Annotated in this window: 13 protein-coding genes; 9 read left to right on the top strand and 4 right to left on the bottom strand. The window is 65.9% G+C overall.

Going from position 1 to position 11,590, the window contains the following annotated elements:
* Positions 1-756 precede the first annotated feature (756 nt).
* From ACOCEP_RS28180 to ACOCEP_RS28170, 3 genes are all read right to left on the bottom strand, one after another.
* A complete protein-coding gene (locus tag ACOCEP_RS28180) occupies positions 757-1,500 on the bottom strand; it encodes a hypothetical protein (protein WP_482332065.1) in 744 nt (247 codons plus the stop codon).
* Between the two features lie 39 nt (positions 1,501-1,539).
* Complete coding sequence (locus ACOCEP_RS28175) at positions 1,540-2,067, bottom strand: GNAT family N-acetyltransferase (protein ID WP_482332064.1); 528 nt, start codon at positions 2,065-2,067, stop codon at positions 1,540-1,542.
* 117 nt (positions 2,068-2,184) lie between these two features.
* The gene (locus tag ACOCEP_RS28170; protein ID WP_482332062.1) at positions 2,185-4,665 is read right to left on the bottom strand and encodes a hypothetical protein; all 2,481 of its coding nucleotides are present in this window, start codon (positions 4,663-4,665) and stop codon (positions 2,185-2,187) included.
* A 300-nt stretch (positions 4,666-4,965) separates the two neighbouring features.
* Between ACOCEP_RS28170 and ACOCEP_RS28165 the strand changes: the two genes are divergently transcribed.
* The 9 genes from ACOCEP_RS28165 to ACOCEP_RS28125 all read left to right on the top strand — a co-directional run bounded on the left by ACOCEP_RS28165 (position 4,966) and on the right by ACOCEP_RS28125 (position 10,186).
* Positions 4,966-5,100 (top strand): hypothetical protein, encoded by a 135-nt coding sequence (locus ACOCEP_RS28165; RefSeq protein WP_482332061.1) that lies wholly within the window; start codon positions 4,966-4,968, stop codon positions 5,098-5,100.
* Between the two features lie 188 nt (positions 5,101-5,288).
* On the top strand, positions 5,289-5,813 hold the full coding sequence (locus ACOCEP_RS28160; RefSeq protein WP_482332059.1) for an SMI1/KNR4 family protein: 525 nt from the start codon (positions 5,289-5,291) through the stop codon (positions 5,811-5,813).
* 146 nt (positions 5,814-5,959) lie between these two features.
* Positions 5,960-6,514: a hypothetical protein gene (locus ACOCEP_RS28155; RefSeq protein ID WP_482332058.1), complete on the top strand. Its 555-nt coding sequence runs from the start codon at positions 5,960-5,962 to the stop codon at positions 6,512-6,514.
* Positions 6,511-6,906 (top strand): SseB family protein, encoded by a 396-nt coding sequence (locus ACOCEP_RS28150; protein WP_482332057.1) that lies wholly within the window; start codon positions 6,511-6,513, stop codon positions 6,904-6,906. The genes ACOCEP_RS28155 and ACOCEP_RS28150 overlap by 4 nt, the downstream gene beginning before the upstream one ends.
* A 34-nt stretch (positions 6,907-6,940) precedes the next feature.
* Positions 6,941-7,285, top strand: a complete 345-nt coding sequence (locus ACOCEP_RS28145) for a hypothetical protein (protein ID WP_482332055.1) — start codon at positions 6,941-6,943, stop codon at positions 7,283-7,285.
* Positions 7,285-8,493 carry a putative T7SS-secreted protein gene (locus ACOCEP_RS28140; protein WP_482332054.1) on the top strand — a complete coding sequence of 403 codons (1,209 nt, stop codon included), beginning with the start codon at positions 7,285-7,287 and terminating at the stop codon, positions 8,491-8,493. The genes ACOCEP_RS28145 and ACOCEP_RS28140 overlap by 1 nt, the downstream gene beginning before the upstream one ends.
* 3 nt (positions 8,494-8,496) lie before the next feature.
* Positions 8,497-8,832 (top strand): hypothetical protein, encoded by a 336-nt coding sequence (locus tag ACOCEP_RS28135; protein WP_482332053.1) that lies wholly within the window; start codon positions 8,497-8,499, stop codon positions 8,830-8,832.
* A gap of 114 nt (positions 8,833-8,946) precedes the next feature.
* Complete coding sequence (locus ACOCEP_RS28130; RefSeq protein ID WP_482332052.1) at positions 8,947-9,387, top strand: NUDIX domain-containing protein; 441 nt, start codon at positions 8,947-8,949, stop codon at positions 9,385-9,387.
* 157 nt (positions 9,388-9,544) lie between these two features.
* On the top strand, positions 9,545-10,186 hold the full coding sequence (locus tag ACOCEP_RS28125; protein WP_482332051.1) for an RICIN domain-containing protein: 642 nt from the start codon (positions 9,545-9,547) through the stop codon (positions 10,184-10,186).
* A 695-nt stretch (positions 10,187-10,881) separates the two neighbouring features.
* Here the strand turns inward: ACOCEP_RS28125 and ACOCEP_RS28120 are convergent.
* Entirely contained in the window at positions 10,882-11,325 is a 444-nt protein-coding gene (locus tag ACOCEP_RS28120; protein ID WP_482332050.1) for a hypothetical protein, read from the bottom strand.
* Positions 11,326-11,590: the final 265 nt, after the last annotated feature.

Below are 11,590 nucleotides of genomic sequence, written 5' to 3'. Positions count from 1 at the left end.
CCGTGTGACGGCCGCTGCTTCTCCTCTAGACTTCTGCGGTGATCGCATCATGGGGGCTCGATGCCGCACTTGAAGTCGGGATCGCCGCGTTCTGCGCGGGCGACGAGCCGCCGAGCGACGACTTATTCTGGGAACGCCGAAGACGTCGGCGCAGCGAACGCGCCAAACGGACAACGCATGTACCCCCTCCGCTCGCTCGGGGCGCGGGCCCCATCGGCCTGAGTCAACTCATTGAAGAGTCGGCACCACTTCGATGGTGAGAGCCTTCTCGACGGTGCCGGGGCGGGCAACGAGTGCAGCCGTGCTGCGGATAGCGGACGGCGCGGTGGTCACGGTCTCTGCTCCTCGTCGAGGTCGTTCTCCCCCAAGGCGGCCAGGTCGGTGGCACGGAAGCCGGTGCTCCAGATGCGGTGGAAGTAGTCCGCGGCCGCCGCTGGTCCATTGCGAGGGCTTCGTCGAGCAGACCGAGCCCGGTCAGCACCTTTTCCAGCCCGGCGATGGCTCGTCCAGTGGGTTCGAAGACCTGATGCAGGTAGTCGGCGGTGGCGTCGTCGGGTGCGCGTTCGGCGATCGAGCGCCATTGCTCCTGCTTGCGACGCCAAAAGAGCAGGTCGGCGCCGGACAAGTACGAACTTGTCGCAGTTCTCGCAGTCCACCTTCCAGGGGCATGCTCCGCCCTGGACCACGGGCTGAAAAGTGCAGAACCCGCCATCGGCGCCGCCCGGACTTGCCCCTACCCGCTCGCCGACACGCAGGTCAAGCGGTTCCAGTGGTGGCTTCAGCCTTGAGGTGCCCGTCCGGCAACCTTGTCCACCGCTGATTGCCGAGGCGGAAAGACACGGAAACTTGGAGAGGACCGCGAATAATAGTCACTGCCTGGCTCCACGCAAGTTTCGTTAGCATGGGGCCGCCATATTCGTCGCGTCCACCCGGATCGATATCGTGTTTAGCGTAAATCCCGTCTCCGAATTCCATCTCAAGTGTTCTAATTATCTGCTGACTAACGGCGCGAGAAATGTTATCCAGTTCCCGGGATTCAGCAGTCGGCGGCAGCACTCCTATCAATGCAGTATAGTCGAAGAGAATTCCCTTGCCGTAAGTTCGGACGCTGACGTCATAAACCGGAACCTGGGTCGCATTCACAAACTTGACTCTCGCGAAATTGGGGGCCGGACCATCCATTACCCAGATCGCGAACTTGGCAGCAAGATCCTCGCGACGTTCAATTGCTGCAAGTCGCCAGCCTCGCTGTGCAATCAACACAGCTGTTGCCGCTGCAGCTAGCGAGCCCACCCCGCCAAGCCACTGGCCCCACGCTGCCCACCAGTCGGCCTGCTTGTTCTCAAGCCAGCCCCATAGCACCAAGGCTGCGAGGTCGGCGACACCAAGCAGCGTCAGAATAATCACGAGCAGGCGCTTTTCCAGGCGACGAGACCTTAGCTGAGAGACATAGGCCCACCCCAGTAGAGCCAAGGCGTTGGTCAGCAGCAGCACCAGCATGCGATTCGACTCCGTCCTTACTCGACCGCGCGCCTCAGGTTAGTCGCTCGTGAACGCACGCTTCATGCTTACCTGTTCACCATCGAGCAACGTTGCGATCTCTATTCCGAGCAAGTCATCGTCGCTATCCTCGATCAGAGAACGGAAGCCGCACGACTCGAAGAACTTCACGCGTTTTTCCCACGGCGTGGACTGGTCGACCATCAGGGCAACGTGGGTGCATCCCCACTCCAGCATGCCGACCGCGAACTCCCGCAGGAGAAGGCGGCCTATCCCGCACCCCTGTCTGTCAGGCAGAACCGCGATCCTGTCCAACATGGCCTGTGGCCCCGGCAGTGACGCGTATGGGCCGAAGCGCTCATTAAAGCCATCCCTGGCCAAGTGTCCGTGCGCGACCCCGACGGCTACGTTGCCGTCAAGGGCGAAAACGATCGGCTCTTTGCTTCGGGCCACATAGCGAACGTACATCGGGTCGACGGTCATCTCAGCCGCCTCCAAGAGATACTGGTAGTCGTCCTGCCAAGTCATGGATCCGCTACTCGGGTCGACCCACTGGGTTGTCAGCACAGTGGAGAGCTCCTTTTGCTCGGCCGCTCGATCGGCGGCAGGTTGGACGAATCTACCGAGCCCACCATGGCGCGGTTCGCTACGTTTCGGAATATCTGGTACCTGAGCGGTCCCTGATCACGAGTCGGCAGGCGAGATCCGTGTGCGACGCAGAGCCCGGGCCGCGCCCTCGGTTCCTGCTGCGACTTCCCGGTCAAGCAGCTCCAGCATCCCCTGCTCGGCCAGCACATCAGGCAGTCGCGCGGCGGCGTAAAGGTCACCGTTGTCGGCGCGCTGGCGCAGTGACACAACGTCTCCGCGCTTGGCCAGCACGTCAACCAGACGCGTGGCGGCGTGAATGTTGCCGGCGTCGGTGAGCTGGCGCAACTCGTCGACGTCTTCCCGCTCGACCAGCAGGTCGGCCAGTTGCCTGGCGGCGCGACTGTCGCCGTTGTCGGCGAGCTGGCGCAACTGCTTCAGGTCCCCGTGCTCGGCCAGAAGGCGCACCAAGAGGCCGGCGGCGTGATCGTCGCCGAGGTCGGCGAGTTCACGCAGCCCCTCGGCATCTTCTTGCTCGGCCAGCAGGTCGACTAGCAGCGCGGCGGCATAAGGGGTAGCGCGTTGGCGCAAGGCCTCGACGCCTTCCTGCCTGGCCAGCAGGCCAGGCAGCCGCACGGCGGCGACCATGTCGCCGTTGTGGGCGCGTCGGCGCAAGGTTTCGACGTCCCCTTGCTGAGCGAGCAGGGCAACGAGCACTGCGGCAGCGTGAAGGTCGCCGTTGTCGGCGCGCGTTGCCAGCTGCTCGACGTCGCCTTGCTCGGCCAGGAGGTCGTCAAGCCGGTCGGCGGCGAAAGGGGCGCCGTTGTCGGCGAGCCGGCGCAGCGCCTCGGCGTCTCCCCGCTCAGCCACCACGTCAACGAGCAATGCGGCAGCGTGATGGTTACCGTTGTCGGCGCGCGTTACCAGCTCCTCGACATCGCCTCGCTCCGCGAGCAGGCCGACCAGCCGGTCGGCGGCGCGATGGTCACCGCGATCGGCACGTTGGCGCAGAGCATCGACGTTCCCCTGCTCGGCCAGCAGATCGTCCAGCCGGTTAGCGGCGTCAGGGTCGCCCTTGTCGGCGAGCCGGCGCAGCTGCTCGACGTCGCCTCGCTCGGCCAGCAAACCAGCCAGCAACTCAGCGACGTGAGAGTCGCCGTTATCGATGAGCCGCTGGTACAGGGTGAGGGCTTCGTGGTCGCGGCCGCGGCGGCGTGCGTTGTCGGCGATGCGGTCGGTGTCATCGGGGTGGTGGTGGCGGATCAGGGCGTGCCAGGCGATGTCGGGGAGGTGTTCGGTCCGGCGGACGCGGAGGGCGTGCTGGTGGAGGTAGTCCGCGACGCGGTAGCCGGTGATGGTTCCCATGCCCGCGGCGCCGGGGCAGAGGGTGGCGGTGGCGCCGTGCAGCAGTTCGGTGGCGTAGGCCAGAGCGTCGTCGAGCCAGTCTGGTGGTGGTGTGGCTTGCTGCCGGTTGGTGAGGTAGCCAGGGACGGCGGCTTCGAGGTAGTCGCGCTTGAGTGGCGCGTGGGCGCCGACGCGGCGGGCGTCGAGCGCGGCGGTGATGACCGCTTTGGCGTATGGGGGTGCGTGTTCCCAGTGGCGGATCAGTTCCGGGCCTGCGGCCATCACCTGGGTGAAGCCGGCGTCGGGGGTGTCGAGCGCGACCCGGATCCGTGGATCGGTGCGGGCGAGGTCTTCGGCGCGACGCCGTTCGTGGGTGCTGAGCCTGTCGGGCACGGTGAGCACGTCGGCCAGGTCGAGCAGCCGCCGGTCGTTGGCATAGGGATCTGGTTCACCGGCCGCGGGCAGCGCGACCCTTTTGGTGCGTTCACCGGGCCAGCACGTCGCCACTAGCACCACGCCTGCCTCGATCATGCCGCGGACGTCACCGGCTGGCACGCCTTCGTGGAAGTCGAGGTAGTCCTGCAATTCGTCTAGCCACACCACCGTCCGGCCCGCCGGGTGCCTGGCGAACTCCCGCAGCACGTCCGCCTCGCCGGGGTACAGCAGCCACCAGTCCGGCAGCACCGCCCGCACCGCCTCGAACAGCGCGCGCGTCTTCCCCACCGACGAATCCCCGGTCACCAGCACAAATCCGCCCTGCTGCCCGGCCAACGTGATCTTGGTGCACAGCTCCGCGTCGACATCCCGCCGCACATAGGGCGGCAACTCCGAGCGACCCTGCGCGGCAGGGCTGTCCCCGGCAGGCTGGTCGACCTGGATCGCGGCATGCACTCCCAGCACCCGCGGACGCGCGTCCCGGACCCGCACCGCCCCCAGCGGACGCGCCTGATGGGAATGCATGACCCGGTCCAACGCCTGAAGCCACGGTCGCAGCGCCTCCTCCCCCAGAACGCCGCACGCCGCCAGCCACGTCACCACCGTCTCTGGCTTCGGTACCGACCTGGCGTGGATCACATCGCTTGCCGTCAAGCTGGTAAGAGTTCGCTGCCGTCCGCCCTGCGGCGGAAGCTTCCCTGCCTCGGCAGCGAGGTCTCTCAACGAAAAACCACGGTCGAGGCGTAGCTGATCAAGCGCCGCGGCCAGCTGGTCCAGAGTGACGATCTCCTCCAGCTCCATGCTGACGACCTTCCTTCGCCACGGCGGTGATCTGTCCGACAGGGCCCACCAGGCACGGACCGGACACCGTACTCAGTCTCTCAGCGACGCCTGGCCGTTACCGGTGATCCCACCTATGCCCGTCTGCCTGCGCGACATTGTCCAGGTCCGTCCGGACCTCGTGCCGGCCCTCGCCCGAGGCGCCGAAGCTGTTCAGCAACTCAGGCGAGCCTGGACAGGCCGGGCTCCCGACCTTCGTGAACAGGACACCCTACATGTGGACGCCGTTCCTTGGGACTCGTCACCGCCGCTGCTGCGGCCGTGTCTCTCACGACCGACGACACCAGGCGGGGCCACCGCGCGCTGACCCTGCTCAAGTTCCTCCTCGGAGCCATCCTTGGCAGCACTGGCCTGATCGCCGCCGTGCTCCGCCTGCACCATGCAGGACTACTGTGACACCGACACATCTGAGGGAGCGGGCTCCGACCGAGCCGGCGTGCAACAACGTGCGGCCACGACAGTTCGGCGACGAGGTGCCGTTGGAGCCTCTGTCGGCCGCGGATGCCTGGCTGAAGCTCTGCCGCACTCCTCAGGTGGTCGAGGATCGTGCGGGGTCGAACTTGGGCAGCCGAGGGAGCTGGATTGTGGCGGGAGAAGTCGGCCGGTTGAAGGCCTTGCTGGGTGTTCCGGAGTTCGCGCCGTCGCCTGTGCCGTGGGGCGACGTCGAAACCGAGCTCGGGCTGGCACTTCCGCAGGACTACAAGGAGTTCTGTGACTACTACCCGGCTATGGAGCTGGACGACTTCCTGTATTTGACCCACCCCACCGCGCAGGACAAGCACGACAACTTCCTCAGCAACGCCGTCATCCAAGGTGCCGCTCTCACCGACCTGGTCGAGGAGGATCCTCACCAGCACGCCTACGGTTCCTACCCCGCGCTGGGTGGTCTGCTGGCGTGGGGTGTCAACGCGTTCGGGCAAAACCTTTACTGGGTCACGGAAGGGAAACCCGACGATTGGAAGGTCGTCACCGGGGATCTGGTCGACTACCACTTCGTCTACGACGGAAACTTCAGCTCGTTTCTGCTCGGCACTCTCGAAGGAACCATCCGGAACCCGATCCTCAGACAGTACAACAACCGACTGAGGAAGATCAGTTTCAGGCGATAGCCACACCGTCGCAGACCACAACCCGATCACGATCGACGGAGTGGACCCCTGGAATCCACGGCACAGCAGCACTTCCCCGCGATGCGGGGCTGCGAGACCCCCTCAACCCGAGGGTTCTCGACCACGCCCTTGCACGGAGGAAAGCCATGCCCGAACACCTGGACGCGGATCTCAACGTCGACTTCTACTACGGCGCGGACTACATCGCCTGCATCCTGTTGCGCCACATGGCCGACCGGCTGCCGCTGACCCCCGCCTACTACGAGTGGATCAGCCAGGTCCTCGACGACCAGGACAACGCCCCGCCCGTACCGGCGATGTGGGAGACGACGGGCCAGCACGTGATGGAGTCCGGAGCGATCACCGTTGATCACCTCTACCCGTGGGTCCATCGCGCGGTTCGCATGCGCGCCAAAGCCGTGCTCAACCTCGGCTGCACACTGGTGCATACCCGGAAGGAAGCGAAACGCGACCCCGCCAACGTCGAGTACTCCATCGCCACGCTGACGCGAGACCTCACCGCCTACATTCAAGCCATCGCCAACGCCGACGCCGCAGAGATTGACGACAGCACCTCCGCGAAAGCCCGACCGCGCCGGACACAGCAGGACTTGGTCCGACCAGCGAGAGTCCGTCCTGATCTTGTTCTGGGACAGTCTGCTCGTCACCGTCTGCAGTCGTCTGTACACTCGTCGCCGTGATCGCGGAGGCAAGGCTCGCTGTCGTCGCCCAGGAAGTGTGGCGAGGCTCGCGAGGACCCGGTGATCTGACAGACGTCTTCGCGGGTGCCGTGGTGTACGTGCAGCGGCCCGAGCAGCCGCGACTGTGGGTTGCCGATCTCGGCGAGCGCGGCCGGTGGATGGTGGTGTTCTCCACGCTGGAGCGCCTGGCCCGCCACGCCGGGGCGTGCGACTACCTGTCCACGACCGGTGCCGATTTGCTGGAACTGGTACCGCCGGGCACCGGTCTGATGGTTGATCCCGATGACGAGCACCGGTTCCCGGTCTTGTCACGGATGGCGCCCCTGGACGTCGTCGCGAGGGCATGGGCACAAGCAGGGAAACGGCCACCGCGTTCCGATAGCACTGGATAGCGGCGCAGCGGCTGGAAATGGAGGGGGCTCCACGATGGATGGTCCAGGTTTTCACGTCGAGATCGAGGTGCTGGAAGGCGCCTCGAAGAACATGAGCCAGATCGTGCACGACCAGGAAGGCTTCGAGCTGCGTGGCCTGTGCGGTGAGCCACCGCTGTATGGGCACGGCGGTGTGCACGCGGCTCTATCCGAGTTCTGTGGTAGCTGGAGTGTCGGGTTCGACGCGCTGTCCGACCGCGCGAGCGACCTCGGAGCCCTGCTAGGCAAGGCCGCCCAGGCATATCGCGGGGTCGAGCACGACAACGTCAGCGCCTTGAAGACCGATCCGGGCGTCGCCGCGATCACCCCTGACGCGGCTCCCCGAGTCGGGGGCCGCTGATGGCGGAACTGGGCCAGACAACCGACCCGAAAGCGCTGATCCCCGGCAACCCGCCAGCGGTCTACGAGAACGCCCGAGTCCTCGCCGCGCGGGCAAGCTCGGCAGGCGCGGTGGGCGAGGCGTTGAAGCGGATCGATACCGGCGGCTGGCGCGGCCCGGCGTCGGACCGCTTCCACGACGACCACCAGACGGAAGTCCCCCGCTGGCTGCAAGCCGACGACTCACTGGACAACGCCGCACAAGCCCTCACCGGCTACGCCGACACCCTGGCGTGGGCGCAGGGCCAGGCCGCGGAAGCGATCGCCCAATGGCAGCACGGCGAGACCGCGACCCAGCAGGCCAAACAGGCACACGACCGCGCGGTGACCGACGCGCAGACACAAACACGGGCCAACGCCGAGCGCGGGGATCCCACCGTCGTCCAACCGCCGGCGTTTACCGACCCCGGCGAAGCACAACGGCAGGCAGCCCGCGACATCCTGAACCGGGCGCGCCAGCAACTGACCGGCGCTGGCGACCGCTGCGCGGAAGCCCTGCGGATCGAGGCGACAATGGCCCCGCAGGACTCACGCAAGCAAGCCGACGCCAACTTCTACGGCGGTATCTGGGACTCGATCTCCGGTGCCGGCGAAGCCCTCTGGGGCGCCATCTCCGACCCAGGCGGGACGGTGGCGGCGATGGCGCACAACGTCATGCACCCCGTCGAAACCTTCAAAGCCATCACCGCCTGGGACGACTGGGCCAACGGCCACGGCGACCGCGCCCTCGGCAAAATCACCGGTGGCCTGCTCCTGGGCCTCGGGTCGGGAAAACTCCTCAAAGACTTGGCCGCCCGCAAACACCACGACACGGACGCACCGTCCGAACACCGCCCCGCCGGGCCGGCAACCACACCCGAAGCCCGTATCGAGAGAGTGAAGCAGGCCGTCACCGACGATCACGGCAATCTGCTCGGCGTAGAGGACAGCAAAGGTGTCCGCATGATCAATGACGAGCAGCTCAGCCAACTCCGGCAACGCTTCCACGACCAGCTCGGCGCACCCACGAACGTCATCCAGACCCCGAAGGGAACAGTCGAGTACTGGAAGATCAGCGACGACCCCAAACAGACGGTCGCGTTCCGCAACTACAGCGACTCCGGGGGACATACCATCGACATCAACGACGTAGCCGGTGTCGACATGAAACGATTCCACGTAGGTGAATGAGCGATGACCACAGACTTCAACAAGTACCAAGAAGACCTCGACTACTTCACCGACTACGCACGCGACGACTGGGTTCCCCTGCACAACGTGTTCGTGTCCGCGAGCAACATCCTCGGCGCCGGCGCCAGCCTGCCCCAGATCACCCAGACCGCCGAGACCATGCTCGACGCGCTCTTCGCGCGGAACGTGTGCGTCGGCGACCTCACCGCCCACGAGCCCGGATTCCAGACCTGGCCCGGGACACCCCGCGAGTGGCTGGAAAGAATCCGTGAAGACGTCACCAAACGCGGCGACATTCCCGATCCCGGCGAGCTCGGCTGGCTCCACACCCCCGCCTAGGCGGACCGGGACGCCCCGCTGTGCGGTCATGGACCGACCGATCTTCAGTCACGAGGAGTTGCGCCATGCCTCCCGCGACCAGACCCCGCGTGGGTGCCCAAGTCTTGCTGCTCGATGCCCAGGACCGCGTTCTGCTCATTCACGCCTGCGATCCCGACGATCCCGGGGCACCGATGGTGGGAACTGCCCGGTGGCGGCGTCGAGTCCGGCGAAACGCTACATCAGACAGCGTGCCGGGAGGTGACCGAAGAGTCCGGCATCATTCTGTCCACAGTGGACCGTCTGTTATGGACCCGCGAGAGCCGCTTCACCTACCGTGGCCGCGACCATCACCGTCTCGATCACGTCTTCCTCGCCCGGATCAGCGACGACCAGCCCACGATGGCGCTCACCCCGACCGCGAACGAACACGCGAGCGTCCTCGCCCGCCGATGGTGGACTGCCGCCGAGCTCGACGCCGCGGCCGACAAGCTCCTTCCCGCCAGTCTCCCCACGCTCGTGGCGAGCTTGCTCGCAGGCCGCTTCCCGGACGAGCCGATGCAGGTGAACGACTGACAGTGGCAGTGGTGGCGGAGTCCGGGGCGAAGTGCAAGGGCGGTGATCGCGGGGGCGGAACGGTGTCGGCACATGCGCTGCCAAGCAGAAAGCTCGTCACAGTTCACTCGGATGGTCTCTGGTCGGTCAGCGAAGAACTGGCCAGCATCGTGACCGGATGACATCGTTCGATTTCGGGGGGCCGATCGACATGCCACACACATCCGTGCGTGCCGTCCTGGTCGCGACCGTTTCGGCGCTGTCGCTGTTGTCGGTAGCGGAGCCCAGCCACGCGGCGGTACCGCAGGTCGGCACGGCCGCGGACTCGCAGACCACCATCGGGGTGCAGGATCGCAACGCTCGCAGGGTCAGCACGTGGCGATACCGCAACTCCTACACCGACCGTTGTCTGGCGGTGCACGGCCCGAGCGACATCAACGGCGGACCGGCCTACCAGTACGACTGCAACAAAAACTTCGCGGATCAGCTGTGGAACCTTTGGCATATGAAGGGCCAGGGCGCAGATGCCCTCTATTGGATCCGCAACGCGAACACGGGGCGCTGCCTCGCCGTGCAGGGCACCAACAATGTCAATGGTGCGGCCGCCTATCAGTACGACTGCACCATCGCCTACGAAGACCAGCTCTGGATCGTTGAGAACAGGGGCCTCGATTCCGAAGGTCGCTTGCTGCAGCGCTACCGCAACTCCTACACGGACCGCTGTCTCGCGGTGTCAGGGGCTAACAACGTCAACGGCGCGCGTGCGTTTCAGTACGACTGCCTCGACCAGGCCGAAGACCAGCTCTGGTTCTACGACTAAGGGTGAACACGACCTTCACGGTGTCGCGAGTGATCGGCTCCTGCATGATGACGAGGCCTCGGTTCCAGCTGGCGAAACCCAAGGCGGCGCAGCCTCGCCGATGGCTCAGTAACGTCACTTCGTAACGTTACTGAGCCATGCGGTACGCTCTGGCCGGTGTCACCTCTAGGGGTGACACCGCGTCGCCCGGGGCGGCGCGACCTGACGGGGTCGAGCGGACACTCAGTGGCCACCCGACCCCGCGCCTACGACCTCACGCCTTTGCGAGAACGAGGGTCAAGGCCACCAGCTGGTTTGCCAGCTGGAGCAGGATGAAGAAACGGTTCCAGCCAGGACCGCTCCAACGGTGCTGGCCAGGGTTTCCCGCAGGCGGAGTGCCGCCTGCGGGGACCGTGCTCTTCATTTTTCTTGAGGTGGACAAGACTTCTCCTGTCGTGATGACTGGACCTGCGCTCACGCGCGGGTTCGCCGGTGTCTCCGGCTACCCCGACTGGAGACACCGCGGAGAGTCTGGAACCTCGTGTGCTGTGAACGGTGACACCGTTCACAGCACGGCTAAGGCTAGCCGATCTAAGGCGAACCTCATCTGGGGTATCCGGTTGCGGGACTGGAAGCGCCTTCTCCGCCGCCGTTACTCCTCGTGAAACCTGAGTGAGCCGGACCTCCGGGGACGGATCTACGCCCCCGTGGCGAGATCACCCACTCCCGCCGAGTGGCTCCCCGCCAGGACAAGGACGCACGGTCTGTAACGATGCCGTGCTACCACCTATTGGTGCTGGGCGAGGCTCGTTCGCTAAAAGCAGCCGGATACGCACTGCTGTAAGGGTTTTGTCGTCGTGGCGTTTCGCGCGCGGCAGCGTCCGCGCGTCGGGATCGGTGCCGTGTTCCCAGGTGTGGCAGCGGGTCACGATGTCGTGCAGGTCTGCCGTGGTCATCGCGCTGATGGTGGGCCAGTCGGTGATGCCCAGGTGTCCCATGGGTGCGTAGGCGCCGTCGGCCGCCACGATCGCCCACGGGCTCTGGTCGGCGGGGATGGTGACGCGGATGGCATCGTAGGCTGCGGCCGGGTGGGTTTCCGCGATCCAGTAGCCGCCCGGCCGGTTGCGGCGCGCCGCTTGCCGGCGTTGGAGCGCGGCCATCAGCCTCCGGTGGGTGTCGTCGAATCGCGGTGACGTCCTGGCACTTCCACCAGAGCGTGAACCGGCCCGGCAAGACCCTCTTCCTGGCGCCGCCGCCCGGCACGGTCCAGGTTCCCGAACCGGGAGAGAACCGGCACTGCGCGCGATGCTGGCGCGACCAGAACCTTCCTGAATCACTCACTGAACCCTCCCGGACCACTCCCGGAACCGAATTCGGTGATTCCCCAGGTCATCGCCACAATGGCCGATTCAGTGAGCCGTCACG

This window comes from Amycolatopsis sp. CA-211722 (assembly GCF_056828465.1).
The sequence above is the reverse complement of the archived record's forward strand: the minus strand, read 5'-3'. Positions and strand labels throughout refer to the sequence as shown.